Origin of the sequence: Plastoroseomonas hellenica (assembly GCF_018129085.1) — a bacterium.
GTDB classification, from domain to species: Bacteria; Pseudomonadota; Alphaproteobacteria; order Acetobacterales; family Acetobacteraceae; genus Plastoroseomonas; species Plastoroseomonas hellenica.
Map to the genome: position 1 here is coordinate 1 of NZ_JAAGBB010000041.1, position 24261 is coordinate 24261.

Genomic DNA, 24261 nt, shown 5'->3' on the forward strand with positions numbered 1-24261 from the left:
GGACGGCCGGCGCCGCCAGAGGGGGCGGAGACGGCGCTCGCGCCCTCCGCCCTGCCGGGGGAGGAGGAGCCGCCGGTCGCCGATCCGCGCGCCGCCGCCGACCCGACCGGCCGCCGCTTCCGCCGCGGGCGGCTGGTGCATGCGCTGCTGCAGCACCTGCCGGACCTGGCGCCGGAAGCCTGGGAGGATGCGGCACGGCGCTACCTGGCGCGGCCGGGCCATGGGCTGGATGCGGCGGCCCAGGCCGAGACGGCGGCGGAGGTATTGGCGCTTCTGCGCCATCCGGACTGTGCCGAGGCCTTCGGGCCGGGAAGCCTGGCGGAAGCGCCGCTCGCCGGGCGGATCAAGGGCCGACTGATCGCGGGCCAGGTCGACCGGATTGTCGTCGGGCCGGCGCGCATCCTGGTGCTCGATTTCAAGACAAACCGGCCGCCGCCGGCACGGGTCGAGGATGTGGCGCCCCTCTACCTGCGGCAGATGGCGGCCTACCGCGCCCTGCTGCGCCAGGCCTGGCCGGGGCGGGAGGTGGCCTGCGCGCTGATCTGGACGCACGGCGCCCATGTCATGGCACTACCCTCAGCCATGCTAGACACGCATGATCCTTGACCCGGAGCGTCCGCGCCACGATTTTGACGCATCCGGGGCATCCGCGCCCCATTGAGAGAGATCCCGATGGCCGAGAACACCATCCCCGTCACCGATGACAGCTTCCGACAGGACGTCCTGGAGGCCACCGGCCCCGTGCTGGTGGATTTCTGGGCGGAATGGTGCGGCCCCTGCCGTGCGGTGGCGCCGGCGCTCGATGAGATCGCGAAGGAATTCGCGGGCAAGCTCACCATCGCCAAGGTGAACATCGACGACAATCCGATCACCCCGAATGATTTCGCGGTGCGCGGCATCCCGACCATGATCCTGTTCAAGGACGGCAAGCCGGTGGACACCAAGGTCGGCGCGATGCCCAAGAGCCAGCTCCGCGACTGGGTCGTCGGCGCCATCGGGGCCTGATCCCGCAACGGGGCCGCCGCATCGCGGCTCCCGCGACCCCTGCCGCTTGGCAGTGGCGGCGCGCGACCCAACCTGCGGGACGCGCGCATCCGATCGGGGAAGGGCGCAGCCAGGAGACCAGGGTGCGCCCCAAGCTTTTCACCTTCATCCTTCTCGCCTCCCTCCTGTCCGGCCTGGCCGCCCAGGCACAGGTCGGACAGGTCGTGCAGTCCGAAGCCGCGCGATTTCGCGTCACCGCCCTGGTGCAGGGGCTGGAGCGGCCCTGGGGCGGCGCCTTCCTGCCCGATGGCCGCCTGCTGGTCACCGAGCGTATCGGGCGCATGCGCCTGATTGCGCCGAATGGCGCGGCCTCCGCCCCCATTGAAGGCGTGCCGCCGGTCGAAGCGCGCGGCCAGGGCGGCCTGCTGGATGTCGCGCTCGCCCCTGATTTCGCGACGACGCGGGAGCTCTGGTTCTGCCAGGCGGCGCTGGCCGATGGCGGCGCGCTGACGCGCTTCATCCGCGCGCGCCTCTCCGGCGACGACCGGCGGCTGGAGGATGTCACGACGGTGCTCGATGCGGCGCCCACCCAGGCGCGCGGGCGCAACCATTTCGGCTGCCGCATCGCCTTCGCGCCGGATGGGCGCTACGTCTTCCTCACGACCGGCGAGCGCTATGAGATGCAGCGCGCACAGGCGCTCGATGATCTCGGCGGCAAGGTGCTGCGATTGACGCGGGAGGGCGGCATCCCCGCCGACAATCCCTTTACCGGCCGGCCGGATGCGCGCGGGGAGATCTGGTCCTTCGGTCACCGCAACCCGCAGGGGCTGGCGATCAGCCCGGTCACCGGCTCCCTGTTCGAGGCCGAGTTCGGCCCCCGCGGCGGCGACGAGGTGAACATCGTCCAGCGCGGCGCCAATTACGGCTGGCCGCTGGTGACGCATGGCATCGACTACAGCGGTGCCAGCGTCTCTGATCTGCGGACGGCGCCGGGGATGCAGGATCCGCTGGTGGTCTGGGTGCCGTCAGTGAATCCTTCCGGCATCGCCTTCTACGACGGCGCGGCGATGCCGGGCTGGCGCGGCAGCCTGTTCCTGGCCGGGCTCAACCAGTCGCTGATCCGGCTGGCGATGAACGGCGACCGGGTGACCGGGCAGGAGGTGCTGCTGCCGCGGCTGGCGCGCTTCCGCCATGTGGTGGTCTCGCCGGCCGGGGTGCTGCACATCCTGACCGATGAGAGCGACGGGCGGATCCTGCGCCTGGATCCCGCGTGACGGATCCAGGCGCAGGCGGGCGCCATCATCACTCCGGCTGGTAGTTGACGCTGCGCAGCAGCTCGGAAGCGCGCGTGATCTCGGCCGCGATGAAGCGCCTTGTCTCCGCGATGCTCTCGGTGACTGGCTCCAGCACCTGCGCGGTCAGCCGCTGCACGATGGCCGGATCGCGCATCGTCTCCTGCATCAGGCCGTTCACCCGCTCGCAGATCTCGTTGGGCGTGCCCTTCGGCGCCCAGACGCCGTACCAGGACTGGAACTCGTAGCCGGGCAGGCCGGCCTCCGCCATGGTCGGCAAATCCGGTGCCAGGCTCGAGCGCCGGGGCGCGGCAATCGCGAGCGCGCGCACCCTGCCATCCGCGGTCGCCGGCAGCAGCGCGAAACTCGGGTCGATCAGAAGCTGGATATTGCCACCCATCAGGTCCGTCAGCGCCGGCTGCGTGCCCCGATAGGTCACCATGTCGAGATTGGCGCCGGTGCGACGGTTGAATTCGATGGTCGCGAGATGGCCGGCGGAGCCGAGCGAGGAGATGGCGATGCCCCAGTCGCGGGGATTGGCCTTGGCGGCGGCGACGACCTCCGCGACCGTCCGCTGCGGCCGCTGGCCGCTGATGACCATGACGAGGGGCGCCTGCGCGGTGCGGGCCATCACCTCCAGGTCACGTTGCGGATCGAAGGTGGCGCCGCGCAGCACCAGCGGCATGACCGCGGTGTTGAAGGCCGAACCGAGCAAGGTGTAGCCGTCCGGCGCCGCCTGCAGCACCGCATTGGTGCCGATCAGCCCGGCGCCGCCGGTGCGGTTCTCCACCACCGCGGTGGCGCCGAGCTTCTCCTGCAGCCGCTGCGCCAGCAGGCGCGCGAGCATGTCGTTGGCAGCACCCGGCGGCCAGGGGCAGATGACCCGGATCGGCCTGCCCTGCGGCCAGGGGCCTTGCGCGTGGACGGCGGGTGCCGCCAGCAGGCCGAGCGCCATTGCCGTCAATTCGCGTCTACGCATTGTCTCTTCCTCCCTGATCCGAAACGCCGATCCCTCACATCTCCAGCAGCGCCCCGGCCTCTTGCTCTGTCAGCGGCAGCAAGGGCGGCCGCAGGCGCCGCCAGCCTTCGTCACCCGTGCGCGCGGCAAGCAGGACCTTCAGCGACGCCATCTGCGCGAAGCGTGATGCGCGGTTGCGCGCGGCGACGATCCGGGCCTGGGCCGCCTCCACCTGCGCGGCGCGGGCGGGATCGCCGACATGCCGAAAGACGAAGGCGAGATCCGCGGCGACGAGATTGGAGGTCGCGGTGATGCAGCCGGCGCCGCCTTTGCGCAGCAGCGGCAGCATCAGCGGATCCGCCCCCGCCAGCACCGCGAGGCCGGGAAAGCGTTCCACCAGCGCTTCCATGTGCGAGAGGTCGCCGGCGGAATCCTTGATGCCGGTGAAGACGCCCGGATAGCGCGCGCACAGCCTCTCGATCAGCGGAAAGGTGATCGGCACCGCCGACATCTGCGGGATGTGATAGAGCACGATCCGGAGCCGCGCATCCGCAACCCGCTCCACCACCTCCGCATAGGCGGCGAAGAGGCCATCCTCGCTCACGCCCTTGTAGTAGAAGGGCGGCAGCATCACGACCGTGGTGACGCCGAGCGAGAGCGCGTGCCGGGTCAGCGCCACGGTCTCGGTCAGTGCGGTGACACCGGTGCCGGGCAGCAGCCGCTCCGGTGCGATACCGCCGGCGATCGCGGCTTCGAGCAGGTCCTGGCGCTCGCCGGTCGAGAAGGAATTCGCCTCGCCGGTGGTGCCGAGCAGCGCGATGCCGTCGCAGCCGTCATCGAGCAGCCAACGGCAATGGGCGACGAAGCGCGCATGGTCCGGCGCCAGATCCGCGGTGAGCGGCGTGAGCGATGCGCAGTAGACGCCGCGCGGATGCAGCGTGCTCATTGGCCGCCTCCCCGCACCCAATCCTCCGCGACGCGGACATATTTGATGGCCTGGCGGAAGTAGGTGTAGGCGATGTGGAGCTGTCCGTCGGGCGTCTGGCAGATCGAGGGATAGGAGAATTCTCGGTTCAGCCGCTCCTTCGAATTGTTGGTCAGGCAGTAGCCGTCACCGGTTTCCAGGTTGCGGCGGCAACCCCAGCTTCGCCCCTCATCCTCGGAAATCGCGAGCGTCATCGGCGCGCGCGGCGCGCCCCAGAAGGCGCTGCGCCCAGATGCGGGCGCGGCCGGTGCGAGGTCGTCCCCGCCACCGATATCGTCATAGAGCGAGAGCCGCCGCCCGGTCGCGTCCAAGGCGCTGGAGTCGTTGAACACCATGGCGATGTGCCCGTTGGCGAGGCGCGCCGCCTGGATCGAGGAATTGTTGTTGGGCAGTGCCGTCGGCACCGGCTCCGACCAGCTCCGCCCGCCATCCATGGAGCGCGTGGCGTAAATCCAATCCGCCCAGCGGCTGCGGAAGAAGGCGACCAGCCCGGCCTCGCCCAGGTCCAGGATGTTCATGTGCACGCAGCCCTGGCTGCCCGGCACCGCATGCTCCGTCCAGCTCCGCCCGGCATCGGAGGAGATCATCACCGAGGAGGTGTCGAGGTCGCCGGTCCAGGCGCCCGCCGGCGGCGTGACGCAGCGCCAGATCGGCAGCAGCCAGTCGCCATTCGCGAGCACCACGATCGGCTGGCGGATGAAGGTGCCGAAGCCCGGCTGTGCCCTGAACAGCGTCTCGACCGCCCCCCAGCTCCGCCCGTCATCGGCGGAGATGCGCCGGCGGATGATGGCGGTGTCCTGATGGCCGGAGACCTGCGCGGTCCAGAGCAGCCACAGCGTCCCGTCCGGTGCGGGGAACAGCAGCGGGTTCTGCTCCGACCGCGTCGGGTCGTCGGAGAGCCGCACCGGATCGCTCCATCGCATGGCACCCGGCGCGAGGCGGGAGAAATGCACGGCGATGTCGGGCACGCCTTCCTGCGTGCCGCCGAACCAGACGCAGCCGAGGTCGCCGCCGGAGAGCGGCATCAGGAAGGCGGCATGGTTCTGCACGCAGGGCGTCGGGATGAAGGCCTCGATCCGGGCCGGATCATCTGGCGCGGGGCCCAGGCTCTCGATGCGCTCAATCGTGCCAGTGGTGCTGCTCATGCCGGATGTCCTCACAGCGCCGCTCGATAGATCGCGAGGATCCGGTCGCGGCTCAGGTCGCGGGGGTTGTTGTCGAGTAGACGGCGGATCGCATGCGCTTCCTCCGCCATCGTGCCGAGGTCGTCTTCCGGCACGCCGAGGCGCGAGAGCCGCATCTCGATGCCGAGCCGCGCACAAAAGCCGTGCGCGGCGGCGAGCACCGCGCCCTCATCGGATGCGGCGCGGAGGCCGAGCGCGGCCAGAATCAGCGCCGTCTTCTCCGGCACGGCCGGAGCGTTGAAGGCGAGCGTGTGCGGGAAGATCACCGCGCAGGCCAGGCCATGCGCGACGTGATGCCGCGTGCCCAGCGGATAGGCCACCGCATGCCCCGCCGTGGTGTTCACGGGTCCGAGGCAGAAGCCGCCATAGAGCGAGGCGACCGAGAGGCCCGCTCGTGCCTCTCGGTCGCTGCCATCCGCGACGGCGCGGGCGAGGTACCGGCCGACCAGCCTGATGCCCTCCAGCGCGTAGAGATCGATCAGCGGATGCGCACGGCGGCTGGTGAAGGCCTCCGCGCAATGCGCCAGCGCGTCCACACCGGTCGCGGCGGTGACGGCGGACGGCACCGTCAGAGTGAGGTCGGGATCGACGACCGCGAGATCGGCCAACATGTGCCGGCTCTGTATCGCGAGCTTGTTCCGCGTCGCCGGATCCGTCACCAGCGCCCGCGTGCCGGCCTCGCTGCCGGTGCCGGAGGTGGTCGGCACCTGCGCCAGGGCAGTGCTGCGCCCAGCGACGCGTTCCGCGCCGACCACGTCATGGATGGCCTGGCCGCTGCCCGGCAGCACCGCGACCAGCTTCGCGAGATCCATGGCGCTGCCGCCGCCGAAGCCGACGACCAGATCGGGCTTTGCGCGCTCCGCGAGCGCCAGCGCGCGTTCCAGATTCGGGATGTCAGGCTCCGGCTTCACCTCGCCGAAGACGGTGACCTCACCCGGCAGACCGAGCAGTTCGATGCGCGCCGCATTGAAGGCATCCGCCACGACCAGGCAGCGGGTGATGCCCTGCGCCGCAGCCCAACGGCCGACGGCGCCGACCAGGCCGGCGCCGAATTCGATCGCAGGCGGGCGGGTGATCTCGATCGGGCGGAGCAGCTCTGTCATGCGTGGTGTTCCGGAAAATCGCTCAGGCCAAGGGGATGTGTGGCAGCGGTCATCGCGTCCCCACGGGAAGCCCGATGGCGCCGAGCGAGAGGCGCACGCCCTCGCTCAGCTCGGCCGCGAGGTGCTGCGCGCGTGGCGCGGCGAGCGCCGTGAAATCCGCGCTGGAGAGGCGCCCGTCGCCGATCGTGAGGCTGATTCCCGCGCAGGGCGCGCCGCGCTGGTCGAGCACCGGCGCCGCGACGGTGACGAGGCCATAGGCGTTCTCGCCATCCGACACGGCATAGCCGCGCGCCCGGACCTCCTCGAGCCGCGCCAGCAGCGCGTCGAGATCGGTCAGGGTCCGCTCCGAGAGCTTCACCCGCTCGACGCTTTCGAGATGCGCGATCTGCTCCTGCCGCGGCAGCCAGGCGAGAATCGATTGCCCGAGCGCCGTGGCATAGGCGCCGATGCGGCTGCCGGGGCGGCGGATGACGCCGTGCCGCTCGAGCCCCGCATCGACCCGGGCCAGGTAGATGACCTCGCCCTTGTCCAGCACGCCGAGCGAGCCGGCATCGGCGACGCCCGGCACCAGCTCGCGCAGCAGCGGCAGGGCGTGGTCGGGCAGGTCTCCGGCTGAGAGGGCCGAGAAGCCGAGCTCCAGGCATTTCAGGGTGAGCCGGAAGCGGCGGCCATCCGGCACCGGCCGCAGATAGCCGAGGCCGATCAGGGTGTGGATCAGCCGGAAAGCGGTGCCGCGGTCGACGCCGGCGCGCGCCGCCACTTCGGCCACCGTCAGCTCGGGCAGGTCGCGCCCGAAGGCCTTCAGCACCGCGAATGCCTTCACGACCGAGCGCACCTGGTTCTTCGGGTTTTCCGAAGCCGGTTCCTCGCGCCCCGCGGTCGCGGACCTGCTGGCTGCCTCTTCCGGCACTCGTCCCTCCCGTCCGCCCCCTCGGGGCTGATTTGATCGGAATGCGAACACTTGTTCGCCAACTCGCCATCTGTTAAAGCGCCGCGAGCCGCAGCGTCAAGCCCCGATGGGGAAGCGGGAGGAGCACGCAATGACGTCCTTGGGAGGCCATGCCGTGGTGACCGGGGCCAGTTCCGGCATCGGGGCCGCGATCGCGGCCCGGCTGTTGCGCGGCGGCTGGCAGGTGACCGGTCTGAGCCGGACCGACCCCGGCAACCCTTCACCGAACTACGCCCACAGGGCTGCGGACCTGCTGGATCCGTCGCAGCTTGCCGTGGCGGTCCAGGGCCTGCGGCCGACGGCGATCGTCCACGCCGCGGGGCTGATGCGCGGCGGGACGCTCGGGGCGCTCGATGCCGAGGCCGGCAGGACGCTCTGGCGCCTGCATGTCGACGCTGCCTTCCTGCTGGCGGACGCGTTGGTGCCGGCGATGGCGGATGGCGGCAGGGTCGTGCTGATCGGCAGCCGCACCGCCGCCGGCGCCGCGGGGCGCAGCCAATATGCCGCCGGCAAGGCGGCGCTCGTCGCCATGGCGCGGTCCTGGGCGCTGGAGCTTGCGCCGCGCGGCATCACCGTGAACGTGGTCGCGCCGGCCGCGACCGACACCCCGATGCTGCGCGACCCGGCGCGCCGCGGCACGCCGACACGCCTGCCGCCGATCGGGCGCTACATCGACCCGGAGGAGGTCGCGGCGCTGACCGCCTTCCTGCTCGGCCCGGAAGCCGGCGCCATCACCGGCCAGCAGATCGTCATCTGCGGCGGCAGCTCACTCTAGTCGAGTCCGGCGTCCATCTTCAGGACTTCGCCGGCCAGATAGAGGCTGCCGCAGATCAATACCCGGCCGGGCGCACCGCCGAGCTGCGCCAGCGCATCCGCGACGCGCGGCCCGATGCGGGCAACGCCACCGGAGGCTTCCACGATGCGCTCGACCGGTGTCGCCTGGTGCTGGCCGGGCTCCGCCACCGCCCAGAGCGTCGTCGCATGCGGCAGCAGCGGGCGCAGGAAATCCTCCACCACCTTGCTGCCCTTCATGCCGACGATCAGGTGCAGCGGCGGCGCATCGGGCGCCGCCCGCCACAGGGCGAGCTGGGCGGCGAGCGCGGCGCCGCCGCCGGCATTGTGGCCGCCATCGAGCCAGAGCTCCGATCCCGCCGGCAGCGATGCGGCCAGCCGGCCGCGCAGGCGCTGCAGCCGCGCCGGCCATTCGGCGGCGGCGACGCCGCGCGCGATGGCCCCTGGCGTCAGCCAGGGCGGGTTCCAGGCGCGCAGTGCCGCGATGGCGATGCCGGCATTCTCGATCTGGTGCGGCCCCAGCAGGGATGGTGGCGGCAGGTCGAGCGCGCCCTGCGCATCCGCATAGCGGAAGCCTGTCGCCGTCGCCTCGGCGGTCCAGCCGACGCCCCGAACCAGCAGCGGCGCGGCCTCGGCGCCGGCGACATCGGCGATGACGGCAGCGGCATCCGGTGGCTGGCGCGCGCTGGCACAGGGCACGCCCGGCTTGATGATGCCCGCCTTCTCCCGCGCGATGCCGGCGATCCGGTCCCCGAGGAACTCCATGTGGTCCATGGAGATGCTGGTGATCGCCGTCGCCGCCGGTCGGTCGACGACATTGGTCGCGTCATAGAGGCCGCCGAGCCCGACCTCCAGCACCAGGAGATCGGCCGGGACACGGGAAAACAGCCAGAAGGCCGCGGCGGTCGTGATCTCGAAGACGGTGATCGGCAAGCCGGCATTCACGCGCTCGGCCTCCTCGAAGGCTTCGGCCAGCATCGCCTCGCTCACGAGGTCACCGGCCAGGCGGATGCGCTCGTGGAAGCGCACCAGGTGCGGCGAGGTGAAGACGTGCACGCGCTGGCCGGCGGCTTCCGCGATGGCGCGCAGGAAGGCGCAGGTGCTGCCCTTGCCATTGGTGCCGGCCACATGGATCACCGGCGGCAGGTGCCGTTCCGGATTGCCGAGCGCATCGAGCGCACGCTGCATCCGGCCGAGGCTGAGATCGATCAGCTTCGGGTGCAGCCTGTGCAGGCGTTCGAGGATCGCCTCGCTGCGGCCAGTCGGCATGGTCAGAGCCTGTTTGGGAATGGCGTGGCGGCAGGCTGTCGAGGCATTTTACAGGCTCTCAGCTCGCGGCGGGTGCCGGCGCCTCCGGGGTCGGCAGCGCGATCACGTTGCTGGCCTCTGCGGCGGCAGGCGCCCGCTCCGGCTGGGTCAGCAGCGGTTCGCGCAGCAGACCGATGACGCGGGCCAGCGTCTCCCGCATCTCGCCGCGCTTGACCACCATGTCGAGGATGCCGTGCTCCAGCAGGTATTCGGCGCGCTGGAAGCCTTCGGGCAGCTTCTCCCGCACCGTCTGCTCGATCACGCGGGCGCCGGCGAAGCCGATCATGGCGCCGGGCTCGGCGATATGGATGTCACCCAGCATCGCGAAGCTCGCGGTGACGCCGCCGGTGGTCGGGTCGCACATCACGACGATGAAGGGCAGGCCCGCTTCCTTCACCAGCCGCGTCGCGATGACGGTGCGCGGCATCTGCATCAGCGACACCGCGCCTTCCTGCATGCGCGCGCCGCCGGAGGCGGTGAAGACGATCAGCGGCGCGTCCTGCAGCACCGCGAGCCGGGCCGCGGTGACGATCGCCTCGCCGACGCCGGCCCCCATGGAGCCGCCCATGAAGGCGAATTCGAAGGCGGCGACGACGGCGCGCTGGCCCTCGATCGCGCCATGCGCGACGGCGACCGCATCATCCATCGCGGCCTTCACCTGCGCTTCGCGCAGCCGGTCGGCATAGCGGCGCTGGTCGCGGAAGCGCAGCGGATCGGCCGGGACCTTCGGCAGCTCGATACGGCTGAAGCCGGGGTCGAAGGTGCATTCCAGGCGGCGCGCGGCGCTGATCCGCATGTGGTGGCCGCAATGGGTGCAGACGTGCAGGTTCCGCTCGAGGTCGCGGTGGAAGATCATCTGCTCGCAGGCGGGGCATTTGTGCCAAAGATTCTCCGGCACCTCCCGCGATGCGCCGAACAGCGTCTTGATCTTGGGCAGCGCCCACTCGGAAATCCAGTTCATATCATCGTCCCTCAAACGCCGGGCGGCGGGCATCCGCCCGCCTTGGCTTTCGCCGGACTGCCGGCGGGCCGCGTTCGCGGCCTCGGCGCGCAAGCGCGCCGTTCATCATGCGTTGCCGCGCACGGCATCCGCCAAGGCCCGCACCGCATCCAGCACGCGCCGCACCGTGTCCGGCTTCGCGCGGCCCTGCTCGTCCAGGCTGTCCTTCAGCACATCGACCAGCGCCGTGCCGACCACTGCGCCATCGGCGATGGATGCGGCCTCGGCAGCCTGGGCCGGGGTGCGGATGCCGAAGCCGATGGCGATCGGCAGATCGGTGTGGCGGCGGATGCGCGGGATCTCGGCGGCGAGTGATTCGCGCGTCGCGCTCTTGGTGCCGGTGATGCCGGTGATCGAGACGTAGTAGACGAAGCCCGAGGTCGCCGCGAGCACGCCCGGCAGCCGCGCGTCGTCGGTGGTCGGCGCCACCAGGCGGATCAGGTCGAGGCCGTTGGCCTTGGCCTGCGGCTCGATCTCGTCCGCCTCTTCGGGCGGCACGTCGACGATGATCAGGCCATCGACGCCGGAGGAAGCGGCATCGATGCAGAAGCGGTCGATGCCGTAGCTCAGGATCGGGTTGTAGTAGCCCATCAGCACGATCGGCGTCGCCTGCTCCTCGGCGCGGAAGTCACGCACCAGCGCAAGCGTCCGCGACAGGGTGGCGCCCGACTTCAGCGCGCGCTGCGCCGCGAGCTGGATCGCAGGGCCGTCAGCCATCGGGTCGGTGAAGGCGACGCCGATCTCGATGACGTCGGCGCCCGCGCCCGGCAAGCCACGCAGGATCGCGAGCGAGGTCGCGGGGTCGGGGTCATAGGCCTGGAGATAAGTCAGGAGCGCGCCACGCCCCGATGCCTTGAGGCTGGCGAAGCGCTCCGCGATGCGTGACGTCTGGCCCGGCCGATTCACGCTTCGCTCCTCGCTGCGCTGCGGTGCTTCAGAATCGGACGGGCTCACAGGCTGACCCCCAGGTGATGGGCGACGGTGAAGATGTCCTTGTCGCCGCGCCCCGAGAGGTTCAGCACGATGATGCCATCCTCCGGCATCTCCGGCGCCAGCTTCAGCACATGCGCGAGGCCATGCGCGCTCTCCAGGGCCGGGATGATGCCTTCGAGCTTCGAGCAGAGCTGGAACGCCTCCAGCGCCTCGTTATCGGTGGCGCCGACATAGGTCACGCGACCCTGCTCATGCAGCCAGGAATGCTCCGGCCCGATGCCGGGATAATCGAGGCCGGCGCTGATCGAATGCGCTTCGTTGATCTGGCCCTGGCTGTCCTGCAGCAGATAGGTGCGGTTGCCGTGCAGCACCCCGGGCGCGCCGCGACTGATGGAAGCCGCATGTTCCTCAGTGTCGAGGCCCCGCCCCGCTGCCTCGACACCATACATCGCGACGCCGGCGTCATCGAGGAAGGGATGGAACAGTCCCATGGCGGAGGAGCCGCCGCCGACCGCGCAGACCAGTGCATCCGGCAGCCTTCCCTCGGCGGCCAGGATCTGCTCGCGGAGCTCGTCACCGATGACGCATTGGAAGTCGCGCACCATGGTGGGATAGGGGTGCGGGCCGGCGACAGTGCCGATGCAGTAATAGGTGTCAGCGACATTCGCCACCCAGTGGCGCAGCGCCTCGTTCATCGCGTCCTTGAGCGTGGCGGCGCCGGAGGTCACCGGCACCACCTCTGCGCCCAGCAGCTTCATGCGGAAGACGTTGGGCTTCTGCCGCTCGACATCGGTCGCGCCCATGAAGACGGTGCAGGGCAGGTCGAACAGGGCACAGGCAGTCGCCGTCGCGACACCGTGCTGGCCGGCGCCGGTTTCCGCGATGATGCGGGTCTTGCCCATCTTCCTGGCCAGCAGGATCTGGCCGAGCACCGCGTTGATCTTGTGCGCGCCGGTATGGTTCAGCTCTTCCCGCTTGAAATAGACGCGGGCGCCCTTCCCGGCCGGCGCCGCCTGGCGCAGATGCGCGGTCAGGCGCTCGGCGAACCAGAGCGGGCTCGGGCGGCCGACATAATGCGCCAGCAGACGGCGCCATTCCGTCTGGAAGGCCACGTCGGTCTTGGCGGCCTCATAGGCGCGCTCGACCTCGAGGATCAGCGGCATCAGCGTCTCGGCGACGAAACGTCCACCGAAGGTGCCGAAGCGGCCCCGGCCGTCGGGGCCGAGCTTGAAGGAATTGCGGAGCGTCTGGTTCACGGGCCTGTCCTGCGTCCTCAAGGGGTCACATAGCGCCCCGGAGGGCGGATCGCTACCCGCCCCGCGCCGCGCGGATGAAGGCGGCGATCAGCGCCGGATCCTTCTCGCCGTGGCCGCGCTCGACGCCAGAGGAGACATCGACCCCCGGCGCGCCGGAGATCCGGACCGCTTCCGCCACGTTCCCGGGCGTCAGGCCACCGGCCAGCAGCCAGGGGCGTGGGATGGCCCGACCGGCGGTCAGGCTCCAGTCGAAGGCCAGCGCGTTGCCACCAGGCCGGGTCGCCTCCGGCGGCGGCTTGGCGTCGAGCAGGAAACGGTCCACCGCCGGCGCGTAAGCGGCCAGCCCATCCAGATCGGCCGGCGTCGCGACGCCGAGCGCCTTCATCACCGGCACGCCGAAACGCGCCCGTATGGCGGCGCAGCGCTCGGGCGTCTCTCCGCCATGCAGTTGCAGGATATCGAGCGGCAGCGCCGCCAGCACCGCGGCGATCGCGTCATCGCTCGGATCGACGAAGAGCCCGGTGCGCCCCGGCCCGCCGGCATGGCGCGCCGAGAGCGCTGCCGCCTGGGCGGGCGTCACCGCCCGCGGGGAGGCCGGGAAGAAGACGAAGCCCACGAGGTCGGCGCCCTCGGCGACAGCGGCGTCGAAGCCCTCGGCTTCGCTGAGGCCGCAGATCTTGACGATCATCGGAGGCTCTCGGCGATCGCTTCCGCGGCGGCGGCAGGGTCTGCGGCACCGGTGATCGGGCGCCCGATGACGAGCCAGTCGGCCCCGGCCGCGATGGCCTCCGCCGGCGTCGCGACGCGCGCCTGGTCGCCCATGGCGCTGCCGGCCGGACGCACGCCGGGGACGACCAGGAAAGGCGCTGCACCATAGGCGTCGCGGATGCGCGCGACTTCCTGGGGCGAGCAGACGAGGCCATCGGCGCCGGCGGCCAACGCTATCCGCGCCAGGCGCAGCACCTGCTGCACCGGGCCGCCGGCGACACCGATCTCCGACAGGGTCGCCGCATCCATGCTGGTCAGCACCGTGACCGCGAGCAGCATCGGCCGCGCGGCGCCGGCCTGCTCCGCCGCCTCCCGCGCCGCCGCAATCATCGCCGGACCGCCGGCGGCATGCAGCGTCAGCATCGCGGGTGCCAGCGGCAGCAGGCTGCGGACCGCGCCCGCGACCGTGTTCGGGATGTCGTGCAGCTTGAGGTCGAGGAAGACCGGCGCCTGCTCCGCGATCCCGGTGACCACGGCCGGACCGCCGGCGCAGAACAGCTCCAGCCCGACCTTCAGCAGGCCGGTGCGGCGAGCCAGGGCATGCGCGAGCTGCTCCGCGCGCGTCGTATCGCCGGTGTCTATCGCGGCGATGATGCGGCCGGCGAAGCTGTTCGGCCGCGCGATCACGCCGCAGGCCCTGGCAATTGCTGGCGCCGTGCCTCGGCCTCCGTCTCGGTCTTGGCGCGCAGGCCGCCGAGCTCGCGCTCCAGCGTGCGCACCACGCCTTCGAGCTGATGCGCGCGGCGACGGGCCGGCAGGCCGGAGAGCCAGGCGATCAGCGCGCCGAGCAGAAAGAAGAAGCCCGCGATGACCAGCACCGCGACCGCGAGCGGCGCCTGCCAGGCCAAGTCGAAGGGCCAAAGGGTGAGCGAGACCGGGGCCGTGTTGCTCAGCGCGAAGAGCACGACGAGGATCAGCAGCGGCGCGATCAACAGCCAGCGAAACATCGAGGACCTTTCCTCAGGCGACCGCCCAGAGCGTGATGACTTGAGAGACCGTTTGGAAATAGCGGCGGGTCAGTCTGGCGGGTCTTTTCCGCCCCTGCCGCGCCGGCTTCCTCGCCGATGCAACCAGCATCGGCTGCGTCAGCCGACACATCAGGGACGAAAAATCCCTCGCCATCCCTCCACCGCCGCCATTCCCAAACGGTCTCTGAGGCCGGTCCGGCCGAAAAACCTGGATTACGCGATCACACAAAGCACCGGTCAGGCCGGAACAGGCGTGCGGCGCGGTGCCGCCGGACGACGCTTGCCGTCATCGGGCTTGCCGCTCTCGTTCACGCGTTCCCGCAATTCCTTGCCCGGCTTGAAATAGGGCACCGCCTTGGCGGAGACATCCACCGTCTCCCCGGTGCGCGGGTTGCGCCCGGTGCGGGGCTCCCGCTGCTTGGTGGAGAAGGCCCCGAAGCCGCGGAGCTCGACGCGCTGCCCGCGCGCCAGGGCGGCGGTGATCTCCTCGAAGATGGTGGCGACGATCAACTCGATATCCGGCTGCCGCAGATGCGGGTTCTCGGCCGCCAACTGCGCGATCAGCTCCGACTTGGTCATGGCGCCCAGCCCTCTCCCTCAAGGGAAAGGCTGCCAGAGCGCCCGAGGGACGTCAACGCCAAGCCATTCAGAGAAAAGGGTTTTCATCATCCAGCCACTGGCATCGGCGAAGAAGCGCTCGGCGCGGCCACGGGTCTCGATGGTGCGGAGCGGCAGGCTCTCCGGCACGCCGCGCTCGGCCGCCAGCCAGGCCCGCGCCTCCCGTTCGCCGCCGATCGCATCGACGAGCCCGAGGCCCACCGCCTCCCGTCCCGAAAAGACGCGACCATCGGCGAGTTCGCGGACCTGCGCTTCCTCCATGTGCCGGCCGGCGGCGACGATGTGGACGAATTGGGAATGGAGATCGGCGATCAGCCGCTCCAGCGAGGCGCGACCCTCGGCGGTCAGCGGGCGGAACGGGCTCGGCTGGTCCTTGAAGGGGCCGGAGGCGATGACCTCCGGACGGATGCCGAAGCGCTCCAGCAGGTCGGAGACGTTCATGCTCTGCAGCAGGACACCGATCGAGCCAGTGAGCGTCGATTCGCGGGCCAGCACGCGCTGCGCCGGCATCGCGATCATGTAGCCGGCGGAGGCCGCGACGCCACCCATGGTCGCGACCACCGGCTTGGTCTCGGCGAAACGGGCGATCGCGGCATGCAGCGCCTCGCCCCCCGCCATGGTGCCGCCGGGGCTGTCGATGGCGAGGATCAGGGCACGGACATTGTCATCCCGCCGGGCGCGCTCCAGCACCTGCAATTCGCGCCTGGCCTCCCCGATCGTGCCGGAGATGGCGAGGCGCGCGACATGGGCGCGGCCGGCAGTGGCCTCCATGCCGATCCGCGCCCCGCCGCCGGCGGCGAGGCCGATTACCCCCAGCACCGCGACGATCGCGAGCAGGCGCCAGAGCGAGAGCCGGCGCTTGAGGCGGCGGCGATCGGTAAGGAGGTCGGCATCCAGGGACATGGCCCATAGATGCCCCCGGCGGCGCCGCGGCGCCAGGGGCGGCGCAGGGCTGCAAAAGAAAACCCCCGAGGCCTGCGCCCCGGGGTTTCTCCAAGCTCAGCCGCGGGCGGCTGGAAGAGCCTTTCTTAGGCGCGCAGCCGCCACACCAACCCTGCGCGCCGATACTCGGCTCCGCCGAGTATCACTCCTCGCCGGCCATCTCGCGGCGGCGGCGGATCGCCGCACCCAGGATGTCGCCGAGCGAGGCACCGCTGTCGGTGGTGCCGTATTCGGCCACTGCCTGGCGCTCCTCCTCGACTTCCTTGCCCTTGATGGTCAGGGCGAGGCGGCGGGCGGCGCGGTCCACGGCGGTGACCTTCGCATCGACCTTCTCGCCGATCGCGAACTTCTCGGGGCGCTGGTCGTTGCGGTCACGAGCGAGCTCGGCGCGGCGGATGAAGCCGGTCAGCACGTCGTCGACCTTCACCTCGATGCCGTTCGCCTCGACCTTGGTGACGATGGTCGTGACGATGTCGCCCTTGCGGACGCGATCCAGCACCTCGGCGGCCGGATCGGCCTCGAGCTGCTTGATGCCGAGGGAGATGCGCTCCTTCTCCACGTCGACGTCGAGCACCTTCGCCTTGACGGTGTCGCCCTTGTTGTACTTGGCCATCGCGGCTTCGCCGGCCTCGTCCCAGGACAGGTCGGACATGTGGACCATGCCGTCGATATCCGCGGAGATGCCGATGAACAGGCCGAACTCGGTGATGTTGCGGATCTCGCCCTCGACGATGGAGCCCGGCGGATGCGCCTCCAGGAACAGCTCCCAGGGGTTGCCCTGGGCCTGCTTCAGACCGAGCGAGATGCGGCGCTTCGGCTCGTCCACATCGAGGATCATCACGTCCACCTGCTCGGAGGTCGCGACGATCTTGCCGGGGTGGACGTTCTTCTTCGTCCAGGACATCTCGCTGACGTGCACGAGGCCCTCGACGCCCGGCTCCAGCTCCACGAAGGCGCCGTAGTCGGTGATGTTGGTCACGCGGCCCGCGAACTTGGCGCCGACCGGGTACTTCAGCGCGACGCCGTCCCACGGATCGGCCTGCAACTGCTTCATGCCGAGGCTGATGCGCTGCGTCTCGCTGTTGAAGCGGATCACCTGCACCTTCACGGGCTGGCCGATGGTCAGCGCCTCGCTCGGGTGGTTGATGCGCCGCCAGGCGATGTCGGTGACGTGCAGCAGGCCGTCGACGCCGCCCAGATCCACGAAGGCGCCGTAATCGGTGATGTTCTTCACCACGCCGTCCAGGATCATGCCTTCCTTGAGGCCCTGGATCAGCTCGCTCCGCTGCTCGGCGCGGGTCTCTTCGAGGACCGCGCGGCGGGAGACGACGATGTTGCCGCGGGCGCGGTCCATCTTGAGGATCTGGAAGGGCTGCGGGCTGCCCATCAGGGGCCCGACATCGCGCACCGGGCGGATATCGACCTGCGAGCCCGGCAGGAAGGCGACAGCGCCGCCGAGATCGACGGTGAAGCCGCCCTTCACGCGCCCGAAGATGACGCCGTTCACGCGCTGCTGCGCGGTGAAGGACTTCTCGAGGTTGGTCCAGGCTTCCTCGCGGCGCGCCTTCTCACGGGACAGGACGATCGTACCGTCGCGGTCCTCGTAGCGCTCGACGAACAGCTCGATGACGTCGCCGGGCTTCACTTCCGGCTTGGCGCCCGGGGGGGCGAATTCACGGAGGGGAACGCGCCCCTCGCTCTTCAGGCCGACATCGACGACTGCGAAATCGTCATCCACGCGGATGACGCGGCCGGTGACGACGGAGCCGGCAAAGCCGGTGTCAGCACCGAGGGTCTCGTCGAGAAGGGCGGCGAAATCCTCGCTGCCCGCGCGGTCGGCGGTAATGGTGGCCATGCAGTCCTGTGTCTTTCCGGTGATGGCCCGCGCGCCAGGCTGCGGGCCTTCGGTCCTGCGCTCCCCAATGGCCCTGAGGCCTGGCGGGAACGGCTTGGTCCGGCACCGCCTCGGCGGGAATCCCGGACCCGGTTGGATGGGCGCGTAACGGTCCGCCCGCTTCCGGTTTCGGCATGGATGCGCCGAAACGAACGCCCCCGTCGCCGGGACTGCGTCAGGGGTCGCTTAGGCTTCGCCCCAGTGGGAGTCAAGCGCGGCGCGTGTCCAGGTCCTTGCCGAGACGCGATTCAATAAGCTGCAGCGCCTCCGTGAAGGCGGCCTCAGCATCGAGATCCGTGGTGTCGAGCAGTAGGGCATCCGCCGCCGGGCGCAGCGGCGCCACCGGGCGCGCCTCGTCCTGGGCGTCGCGCACGCGGAGCTCCGCCTCCACCTGCGCCGGATCGGCCGCGATGCCGCGGGCGCGCAGCTCCGCCAGCCGGCGGCGGGTGCGCTCCTCGATGCTGGCGGTGACGAAGAGCTTCGCCTGGGCGTCAGGGAAGACCACGGTGCCGATGTCGCGCCCATCCATCACGGCGCCCTGCGCCCGGCCGAAATCGCGCTGCCAGTCGAGCAGCGCGGCGCGCACGGCGGGAATGGCGGCGACCGCGCTCGCGGCCATGTCGGCGGCCGGGCCGCGCAGGTCGGTGCGGGCGAGGTCCTCGGCGATCAGGGCGCGGGCGGCCGCCTCGGCATGGATCGCGTCCCGCGGATCGGCGCCGGCATCGAGCAGCCGTCGCCCCACCGCCCGGTAGAGCAGGCCGGTGTCCAGATAGGGCAGCCCGAACGCCACCGCGAGGCGGCGGGCCAGCGTGCCCTTGCCGGCCGCCGCCGGGCCATCGACGGCGATGATGGTGCCGGCGGGGGTCACGGCGCCCGCAGCGCCTCCCCGCCCGCCAGCCTGTTCATCAGCGCCGCGAAGCCGGGGAAGGAGGTGTCGATGAAGGCGGCGTCGTCCACCGCGACCGGGGCGCGGGTGCCGAGGCCCATCACCAGCGCGCTCATCGCCAGGCGATGGTCCATATGGGTCTCCACGGTCCCGCCGCCGGGCACGGGACCGCCGGACGTCGCGCCCCCTTGGCCCTGGACGACCAGGTCATCGCCCTCGATCCGGGCGGCAACGCCATTGGCGGCGAGCATGGCGGCGGTCGCCGCCAGCCGGTCGCTCTCCTTCACCCGGAGCTCCTGCAGGCCACGCATGCGGGTTTCGCCTTCGGCAAAGCCGGCCAGCACCGCCAGCACCGGATATTCATCGATCATCGAGGGGGCGCGGCGCGGCGGCACATCGACGGCGCGGAGCGGGCCGTGCTCGGCGACCAGGTCGCCGACCGGCTCGCCGCCCTCGACCCGCTCATTCTCGATGGTGAGCCTGGCGCCCATCTCGCGGAGCGTCGCGAAAAGCCCGGTGCGCAGCGGGTTGAGGCCGACATTCTCGACCACCACCCGGCTGCCCGGCACCAGCAGGGCAGCCGCGATCGGGAAGGCGGCGGAAGAGGGATCGCCCGGCACATGGACCGGGGCCGCCACCAGCTCCGGCCGGCCGGTCAGCAGGATGACGCGGCCCTCCGCCGTGTCCTCGATCGACACCGAGGCGCCGAAATGGCGCAGCATGTTCTCGGTGTGGTCGCGGGTCGGCTCACGCTCCACCACGCGGGTCACGCCGGGGGCGCAGAGGCCGGCCAGCAGGCAGGCGCTCTTCACCTGGGCGGAGGCGACGGGGAGCACGTAATCGAGCGGCAGCGGATCGGCCGCCCCCTGCACTGCCAGCGGCAGCCGCCCGCCCTCCCGCGTCCGGAACACGGCCCCGGTCGCCGAGAGCGGGTCGGTCACCCGCTTCATGGGGCGCTTGCGCAGGCTGGCATCGCCGGTCATCACGGCGAAGAGCGGATGGCCGGCCAGCAGCCCGCAGAGCAGCCGGGCCGCGGTGCCGGAATTGCCCATGTCGAGCACGTCTGCCGGCTCGGTCAGGCCGCCGACGCCGCGGCCGGAGACACGCCATTCCCCGGGAGCGAGCTGGGTCACCTCAGCCCCCAGGAGGCGCATGGCGGCGGCGGTGCGGAGCACATCCTCGCCTTCCAGGAGGCCGGTGATCGCGGTCTCGCCGACCGCGAGCGCCCCGAACATCAGCGCCCGGTGACTGATCGACTTGTCGCCGGGAACCCTGAGCCGGCCGGTGAGCGGGCCGGCAGGGCGGGAGGCAAGGAGCGGAGATGCGGGGGCATGCGGCATAAGCGCGCGTTTGACACGCGGCACCCGCCCATGGCAATGCGCGCGCCTTGTTTTTCACCGTCGGACACAGCCGCCCGATCCCCTGTGTCCGCGGTCAATCCTGCAGCGAGGCTCCCCCTCCCCATGGCCAAGCCAGAACTCGGTCTGAAGCGCGTCTGCGTCGCCTGCGGCACGAAATTCTATGACCTGACCCGCGCCCCGGCGGTCTGCCCGAAATGCGGTACCGAACAGCCGGCCGAACAGCCGCGCCTGCGCCGCGCCGCCAACATCGTCCCCGACGAGAAGCTGAAGAAGCGCGTCGTCACGCCCGAGGCCGAGGCTGAGGATGTCGAGCTCGAGGATGTCGAGGGCGACGAGGCGGTCGAGGATGCGGAGGAGCTGGAGGACGACGCGGACAGCATCGACGAGGAAATCGTCGTCGAAGCCGATCGCGACGAAGAAACCTGAGACCAGGCCGTCGCCAGGCCGGCCGGGTCACGCCCGGCCGGTCAACCGATACCAGAGCATCAGCGCCACGTCATAGGGCAGCGCCGGCACCTCCCGGAGGCGCCAGTACCAGCGCTTCGTCCAGCGGCGGGAGGCAGGCATGCCGCACGTCCTGACCGGACGCGCCGGCAGCCCGGCCAGGCGCAGCAGCGCAACGCAGCGCGGCAGATGATAGGGGCTGGAGGCAGCCAGCACCGGCCCGGCATGGCCGATGCCACGCAACAGCCGCACACAGGCCAGCACGGAGGAGAGCGTGTCGGTCCCGCTGGTTTCCTGGACGATCCGGGTGGCCGGCACGCCGGCCTCTGACAGGATCGCCGCCATCACGGCACTTTCCTCCGGCCCGAAGCGGCCGCGGGCGCCGGTCGGCAGGTAGAGCGGCTGCGGCGACAGCCGCTCCCCATGCCGGAGGGCCGCCAGCACGCGGTCGCGCAATGCCGGCGACGGCCCACCATCCGGGCGCACGGCAGCCCCAAAAATGATGATCGCCGCCCGGGAGCTCGGTTCCCGCGTCACGTCGGCGCCGTGAGCAGCAACCGGTTCAGGGCCTCGAGCTGCCGTGCCAGGGCGGCGAAGTCGCGGGCGAAGGCCTCGTGGGAGACGCCATTGGCGGCCAGCGCGTCGGCGATGGCGCCGACCGGCGTCTCCCCGTCGATTCGCGCCAGGATGGCCGCCGCCAGCCGCGGCATTGGGATGGCGGCGCGCAGCCCGTCGAAGGCGACCGGCAGGGTGCCGTCCGGGCGGATGCCGCGGGCGACGGCGGCGCCGTCCAGCTCCCGCAGCACCGGCACCGCAGCGGGATCCGCCCAGTCCGGCAGCGCGGCGGGATCATCGGCACGGACGCAGTAGGCGATGTGGATGCCCATGTTGCCGCAGATCGCTTCGGCGAGCGCCGCGCGCTCGACCGGCGTCATCAGCGCGGTGCGGGCGCGGAGTTTCGGGTCGGCCAGATAGAGGTCGGGGTCGTAGCGCACCGGCTCCACCAGGGTGCGGATCGTGAGCCCCGCCGCCTCCACCAGCGCCGCGAGCTGCGGCACGGTGAAGGCGACGTCGCGCGGGTTCAGCAGCAGGTCATACAGCCCCGCATCGCCGCCCTGGATGTGGTCGGTGATCCAGGGGTTCTTGCGCAGCCAGGCGGTCTCCGGCGCCTGCTTCCAGAGGCGCTTCGCGACCTCGACCCGGGCGGCCGGCGCCTCCGCTGGCGGGGCGAGCAGGCGGAGCGCATCCTGCAGCATGTAGACCCCGGTGCGGCCATGCGGCGCATAGACCATCAGCCCGATGCCGCCACCCGGCGCCAGCGCCCCGGCCAGGGCCTTCAGCCCCGCGAGCGGGTCCGGCAGATGGTGCAGCACGCCGCAGCAATCGATGTAGTCGAAGGGGCCGAGGCCGGCGGCCGGCAGGTCTAGGATCGAGCCCTCCTCGAACACGATGTTCTGAAGGCCGCGCGCCGCCGCCCGCGCCTCGGCGACCGCACGGGCGGCGCCGGAGCGGTCGAGCCAGGTGACGCGCCCGCCCCGCCCCGCCCGCGCCATCTGGGTCGCCAGCATGATGGTGCCGTCGCCGCTGCCACCGCCGGCCATCAGCGCGTTCAGGGGGCAGGCCGCCGGGCGGCGGGCGCCGAAGATCCAGTGGTCGACCTCCCGCAGATGGCTCGGGCTGCCGAGGATCAGGCGCTTCGCCTCGTCCCTGGGGTCGCGGGCCGGGTAGGGATAGGCTTCGTATTGCTGGCGAAGAGCAGTGTCGGCGGTGTCGGTCATCAGGGGCTCCGTGGCGCCCCTCGTCAGCGGAGCGGCCGATTCAAACCTTCGGGCCATTCGGCCCTCCGGTCATCGGACGCTCATCGGCCGGCCGGGCGCCCGGCGCAACCCGGGGATGGCCGCACCGCGGTTGCTGCGCCGCGGTGCCGAGCCTATCAAGGGCGCCATCATGCGCCATCGCACGACCCTCACCCTCATCGGCCTCGCGCTGATCGCCACCCTGCCCGCGCTCGCGCAGACGGCGGCACAGCCGAGGCGCCTCGGCCAGTTCCAGACCTGGACGGCCGCGGTCCACATGGAGCGCGGACAGAAGGTCTGCTACGCCTTCACCCGCGCCGCCCGCAGCGAGCCGACGCGGCAGAACGTGCTGCTGCTGGTCACCCACCGGGTCGGATCCCGCGACCAGGTCGCGCTCCGCGCCGGCTACACCTATCCCCGGAATGCCGAGGTAACGGTCAGCGTCGGCAGCACCGAATTCCCGTTCTACACCAATGCGGACAGCGCCTTCTCCCGCGACGGCCGCGCCACGGTCGCCGCCTTCCGCGGCGGGCGGGAGGCGAGCGCACGCGGCCCGGCCGCCAATGGCCGCGGCACCGCGCAGGACACTTTCCCGCTGGCCGGCTTCTCCGCCGCCTATGACGCGATCTCCCGCGAATGCCCGGCGGGACGGCGATGAACGAGATCCTGAACCAGGCCGAGCGCGACCGCATCCTGGCCAAGGCGGCGATCTTCGCGCCGCCGCCGATGCAAACCGCCGACGGGCGCCGCGACCTGGTCGGCCTGTCGCGCGAGGAGCTGACGGCGGAGATGGCCGCGATCGGCGAGAAGCCGTTCCGCGCCAAGCAGATCTGGCACTGGATCTACCATCAGGGCGAGACCGATTTCGCGAAGATGACCACGATCGCGAAGCCGATGCAGGCGAAGCTCGCCGAGCGCTTCGTGGTGGACCGGCCGAACGTCGCATTGGAGCAGACCAGCGCCGACGCGACCCGCAAATGGGTGTTCCGCTTCCGCGACGGGCAGCAGGTCGAGACGGTCTATATCCCGAGCATGGATGAGGAGCGCGGCGCAGTCTGCATCTCGACCCAGGTCGGCTGCACCCTCTCCTGCAAGTTCTGCCACACCGGGACGCAGAAGCTGGTGCGCAACCTCGGCGCCGCCGAGATCGTCGGCCAGTTCATGGCAGGGCGCGACAGCTACGGCGAATGGCCGAGCCCGACGGATGGCGCGGCGCGGCATTTGTCCAACATCGTCGTCATGGGCATGGGCGAGCCGCTCTACAATTACGAGAACACCGCCAAGGCGCTGCGCATCATCATGGACAATGAGGGCATCGGGCTCTCGCGCCGCCGCATCATGCTCTCGACCTCCGGCGTCGTGCCGATGATGGATCGCTGCGGACAGGAGCTCGGCGTCGGCCTCGCGGTATCGCTGCATGCGGTGACCAACGAGCTCCGCGACGAGATCGTGCCGCTGAACCGGAAATACCCGATCGAGGAGCTGCTGGCGGCCTGTCGGCGCTATCCGGGCGCCTCCAACGCGCGGCGCATCACCTTCGAATACGTGATGCTGCGTGGCGTGAACGACAGCGAGGCGGAGGCGCGGGAACTGGTGCGGCTGATCCGCGGCATGCCGGCGAAGGTGAACCTGATCCCCTTCAACCCCTGGCCGGGCAGCCCCTACCAGACCAGCACCAGCGATGCGATCCGGAAATTCGCGGCCATCGTGAACGATGCCGGCTATTCGAGCCCGATCCGCCGGCCGCGCGGGCGCGACATCCTGGCCGCCTGCGGGCAGCTCAAGACCGAGAGCGAGCGGCGGCGCGCGGAAAAGCCTGCCGCCTGATCCGCCCTTGCAT

26 protein-coding genes are annotated in these 24261 nt (G+C 71.1%); 7 read left to right on the plus strand and 19 right to left on the minus strand.

The genetic code is table 11. The annotated features are described in order from the left end of the window. From GXW71_RS25655 to GXW71_RS25665, 3 genes are all read left to right on the plus strand, one after another. The coding region (locus tag GXW71_RS25655) for a PD-(D/E)XK nuclease family protein (RefSeq protein WP_211855549.1) at positions 1-606 on the plus strand (606 nt) is incomplete at its 5' end. Positions 607-672: 66 nt separating this feature from the next. Continuing rightward, complete coding sequence (gene trxA / locus GXW71_RS25660; protein WP_211855550.1) at positions 673-1005, plus strand: thioredoxin TrxA; 333 nt, start codon at positions 673-675, stop codon at positions 1003-1005. A gap of 122 nt (positions 1006-1127) precedes the next feature. Continuing rightward, complete coding sequence (locus GXW71_RS25665) at positions 1128-2258, plus strand: PQQ-dependent sugar dehydrogenase (protein WP_367617371.1); 1131 nt, start codon at positions 1128-1130, stop codon at positions 2256-2258. Positions 2259-2286: 28 nt separating this feature from the next. On the opposite strand, the gene GXW71_RS25670 is transcribed toward GXW71_RS25665, so the two are convergent. From GXW71_RS25670 to GXW71_RS35535, 5 genes are read right to left on the minus strand one after another with little or no spacing between them, the layout of a single operon-like run. After that, the gene (locus GXW71_RS25670) at positions 2287-3255 is read right to left on the minus strand and encodes a Bug family tripartite tricarboxylate transporter substrate binding protein (protein WP_211855551.1); all 969 of its coding nucleotides are present in this window, start codon (positions 3253-3255) and stop codon (positions 2287-2289) included. 34 nt (positions 3256-3289) lie between these two features. Further along, complete coding sequence (locus tag GXW71_RS25675; protein WP_211855552.1) at positions 3290-4180, minus strand: dihydrodipicolinate synthase family protein; 891 nt, start codon at positions 4178-4180, stop codon at positions 3290-3292. Further along, complete coding sequence (locus GXW71_RS25680) at positions 4177-5364, minus strand: sialidase family protein (RefSeq protein WP_211855553.1); 1188 nt, start codon at positions 5362-5364, stop codon at positions 4177-4179. Before GXW71_RS25680 ends, GXW71_RS25675 begins: the two co-directional genes overlap by 4 nt. A gap of 11 nt (positions 5365-5375) precedes the next feature. After that, the gene (locus GXW71_RS25685) at positions 5376-6506 is read right to left on the minus strand and encodes an iron-containing alcohol dehydrogenase (RefSeq protein WP_211855554.1); all 1131 of its coding nucleotides are present in this window, start codon (positions 6504-6506) and stop codon (positions 5376-5378) included. Positions 6507-6555: 49 nt separating this feature from the next. Beyond that, positions 6556-7416: an IclR family transcriptional regulator gene (locus tag GXW71_RS35535; protein ID WP_211855555.1), complete on the minus strand. Its 861-nt coding sequence runs from the start codon at positions 7414-7416 to the stop codon at positions 6556-6558. Positions 7417-7546: 130 nt separating this feature from the next. On the opposite strand from GXW71_RS35535, the gene GXW71_RS25695 reads away from it, so the two are divergent. Beyond that, a complete protein-coding gene (locus GXW71_RS25695; RefSeq protein WP_211855556.1) occupies positions 7547-8230 on the plus strand; it encodes an SDR family NAD(P)-dependent oxidoreductase in 684 nt (227 codons plus the stop codon). Here GXW71_RS25695 and GXW71_RS25700 read toward each other — a convergent pair. The 12 genes from GXW71_RS25700 to aroA form a co-directional block, all read right to left on the minus strand. Then, positions 8227-9516 carry a bifunctional folylpolyglutamate synthase/dihydrofolate synthase gene (locus GXW71_RS25700; protein ID WP_211855557.1) on the minus strand — a complete coding sequence of 430 codons (1290 nt, stop codon included), beginning with the start codon at positions 9514-9516 and terminating at the stop codon, positions 8227-8229. The two genes, GXW71_RS25695 and GXW71_RS25700, sit on opposite strands and share 4 nt — an antisense overlap. Positions 9517-9574: 58 nt before the next feature. Next, the gene (accD, locus tag GXW71_RS25705) at positions 9575-10516 is read right to left on the minus strand and encodes an acetyl-CoA carboxylase, carboxyltransferase subunit beta (protein WP_211855558.1); all 942 of its coding nucleotides are present in this window, start codon (positions 10514-10516) and stop codon (positions 9575-9577) included. 105 nt (positions 10517-10621) lie between these two features. Then, positions 10622-11461 (minus strand): tryptophan synthase subunit alpha, encoded by an 840-nt coding sequence (gene trpA, locus GXW71_RS25710; RefSeq protein ID WP_211855559.1) that lies wholly within the window; start codon positions 11459-11461, stop codon positions 10622-10624. A 44-nt stretch (positions 11462-11505) separates the two neighbouring features. Then, positions 11506-12744: a tryptophan synthase subunit beta gene (gene trpB, locus GXW71_RS25715; protein WP_211855560.1), complete on the minus strand. Its 1239-nt coding sequence runs from the start codon at positions 12742-12744 to the stop codon at positions 11506-11508. 52 nt (positions 12745-12796) lie between these two features. Beyond that, complete coding sequence (locus GXW71_RS25720; RefSeq protein ID WP_211855561.1) at positions 12797-13432, minus strand: phosphoribosylanthranilate isomerase; 636 nt, start codon at positions 13430-13432, stop codon at positions 12797-12799. Continuing rightward, the gene (gene pyrF / locus GXW71_RS25725) at positions 13429-14139 is read right to left on the minus strand and encodes an orotidine-5'-phosphate decarboxylase (protein WP_367617372.1); all 711 of its coding nucleotides are present in this window, start codon (positions 14137-14139) and stop codon (positions 13429-13431) included. The genes GXW71_RS25720 and pyrF overlap by 4 nt, the downstream gene beginning before the upstream one ends. Continuing rightward, positions 14136-14459, minus strand: coding sequence for a LapA family protein (locus GXW71_RS25730; protein ID WP_211855562.1), 324 nt, complete (start codon positions 14457-14459; stop codon positions 14136-14138). The genes pyrF and GXW71_RS25730 overlap by 4 nt, the downstream gene beginning before the upstream one ends. A gap of 258 nt (positions 14460-14717) precedes the next feature. Further along, entirely contained in the window at positions 14718-15059 is a 342-nt protein-coding gene (locus GXW71_RS25735; RefSeq protein ID WP_211855563.1) for an integration host factor subunit beta, read from the minus strand. Between the two features lie 18 nt (positions 15060-15077). Continuing rightward, complete coding sequence (gene sppA, locus GXW71_RS25740) at positions 15078-16001, minus strand: signal peptide peptidase SppA (RefSeq protein WP_211855564.1); 924 nt, start codon at positions 15999-16001, stop codon at positions 15078-15080. Positions 16002-16182: 181 nt separating this feature from the next. After that, positions 16183-17895, minus strand: coding sequence for a 30S ribosomal protein S1 (gene rpsA, locus GXW71_RS25745; RefSeq protein WP_211855565.1), 1713 nt, complete (start codon positions 17893-17895; stop codon positions 16183-16185). A 247-nt stretch (positions 17896-18142) separates the two neighbouring features. Beyond that, positions 18143-18802 (minus strand): (d)CMP kinase, encoded by a 660-nt coding sequence (cmk, locus tag GXW71_RS25750; protein ID WP_211855566.1) that lies wholly within the window; start codon positions 18800-18802, stop codon positions 18143-18145. Next, on the minus strand, positions 18799-20160 hold the full coding sequence (aroA, locus tag GXW71_RS25755; protein WP_211855567.1) for a 3-phosphoshikimate 1-carboxyvinyltransferase: 1362 nt from the start codon (positions 20158-20160) through the stop codon (positions 18799-18801). The genes cmk and aroA overlap by 4 nt, the downstream gene beginning before the upstream one ends. 123 nt (positions 20161-20283) lie before the next feature. Between aroA and GXW71_RS25760 the strand changes: the two genes are divergently transcribed. After that, positions 20284-20607: a TIGR02300 family protein gene (locus tag GXW71_RS25760; protein ID WP_211855568.1), complete on the plus strand. Its 324-nt coding sequence runs from the start codon at positions 20284-20286 to the stop codon at positions 20605-20607. Positions 20608-20634: 27 nt separating this feature from the next. Here GXW71_RS25760 and GXW71_RS25765 read toward each other — a convergent pair whose 3' ends face one another. Together GXW71_RS25765 and GXW71_RS25770 are read right to left on the minus strand one after the other, a co-directional pair. Further along, positions 20635-21162 carry a YdcF family protein gene (locus GXW71_RS25765; protein ID WP_211855569.1) on the minus strand — a complete coding sequence of 176 codons (528 nt, stop codon included), beginning with the start codon at positions 21160-21162 and terminating at the stop codon, positions 20635-20637. Continuing rightward, on the minus strand, positions 21159-22403 hold the full coding sequence (locus GXW71_RS25770) for a class I SAM-dependent methyltransferase (protein ID WP_211855570.1): 1245 nt from the start codon (positions 22401-22403) through the stop codon (positions 21159-21161). Before GXW71_RS25770 ends, GXW71_RS25765 begins: the two co-directional genes overlap by 4 nt. A gap of 169 nt (positions 22404-22572) precedes the next feature. Here GXW71_RS25770 and GXW71_RS25775 point away from each other — a divergent pair, with 169 nt between their 5' ends. After that, positions 22573-23079 (plus strand): invasion associated locus B family protein, encoded by a 507-nt coding sequence (locus GXW71_RS25775; RefSeq protein ID WP_211855571.1) that lies wholly within the window; start codon positions 22573-22575, stop codon positions 23077-23079. Next, positions 23076-24248, plus strand: a complete 1173-nt coding sequence (rlmN, locus tag GXW71_RS25780; RefSeq protein WP_211855572.1) for a 23S rRNA (adenine(2503)-C(2))-methyltransferase RlmN — start codon at positions 23076-23078, stop codon at positions 24246-24248. The genes GXW71_RS25775 and rlmN overlap by 4 nt, the downstream gene beginning before the upstream one ends. Positions 24249-24261 lie beyond the last annotated feature (13 nt).

Bases quoted from the DNA above. Each gene is read 5' to 3' on its own strand.
- trxA (WP_211855550.1), top strand. From the start codon at position 673: ATGGCCGAGAACACCATCCCCGTCACCGATGACAGCTTCCGACAGGAC.
- GXW71_RS25670 (WP_211855551.1), bottom strand. From the start codon at position 3,255: ATGCGTAGACGCGAATTGACGGCAATGGCGCTCGGCCTGCTGGCGGCA.
- GXW71_RS25675 (WP_211855552.1), bottom strand. From the start codon at position 4,180: ATGAGCACGCTGCATCCGCGCGGCGTCTACTGCGCATCGCTCACGCCG.
- GXW71_RS25680 (WP_211855553.1), bottom strand. From the start codon at position 5,364: ATGAGCAGCACCACTGGCACGATTGAGCGCATCGAGAGCCTGGGCCCC.
- GXW71_RS25685 (WP_211855554.1), bottom strand. From the start codon at position 6,506: ATGACAGAGCTGCTCCGCCCGATCGAGATCACCCGCCCGCCTGCGATC.
- GXW71_RS25695 (WP_211855556.1), top strand. From the start codon at position 7,547: ATGACGTCCTTGGGAGGCCATGCCGTGGTGACCGGGGCCAGTTCCGGC.
- GXW71_RS25700 (WP_211855557.1), bottom strand. From the start codon at position 9,516: ATGCCGACTGGCCGCAGCGAGGCGATCCTCGAACGCCTGCACAGGCTG.
- accD (WP_211855558.1), bottom strand. From the start codon at position 10,516: ATGAACTGGATTTCCGAGTGGGCGCTGCCCAAGATCAAGACGCTGTTC.
- GXW71_RS25720 (WP_211855561.1), bottom strand. From the start codon at position 13,432: ATGATCGTCAAGATCTGCGGCCTCAGCGAAGCCGAGGGCTTCGACGCC.
- GXW71_RS25730 (WP_211855562.1), bottom strand. From the start codon at position 14,459: ATGTTTCGCTGGCTGTTGATCGCGCCGCTGCTGATCCTCGTCGTGCTC.
- GXW71_RS25735 (WP_211855563.1), bottom strand. From the start codon at position 15,059: ATGACCAAGTCGGAGCTGATCGCGCAGTTGGCGGCCGAGAACCCGCAT.
- sppA (WP_211855564.1), bottom strand. From the start codon at position 16,001: ATGTCCCTGGATGCCGACCTCCTTACCGATCGCCGCCGCCTCAAGCGC.
- rpsA (WP_211855565.1), bottom strand. From the start codon at position 17,895: ATGGCCACCATTACCGCCGACCGCGCGGGCAGCGAGGATTTCGCCGCC.
- aroA (WP_211855567.1), bottom strand. From the start codon at position 20,160: ATGCCGCATGCCCCCGCATCTCCGCTCCTTGCCTCCCGCCCTGCCGGC.
- GXW71_RS25760 (WP_211855568.1), top strand. From the start codon at position 20,284: ATGGCCAAGCCAGAACTCGGTCTGAAGCGCGTCTGCGTCGCCTGCGGC.
- GXW71_RS25770 (WP_211855570.1), bottom strand. From the start codon at position 22,403: ATGACCGACACCGCCGACACTGCTCTTCGCCAGCAATACGAAGCCTAT.
- GXW71_RS25775 (WP_211855571.1), top strand. From the start codon at position 22,573: ATGCGCCATCGCACGACCCTCACCCTCATCGGCCTCGCGCTGATCGCC.
- rlmN (WP_211855572.1), top strand. From the start codon at position 23,076: ATGAACGAGATCCTGAACCAGGCCGAGCGCGACCGCATCCTGGCCAAG.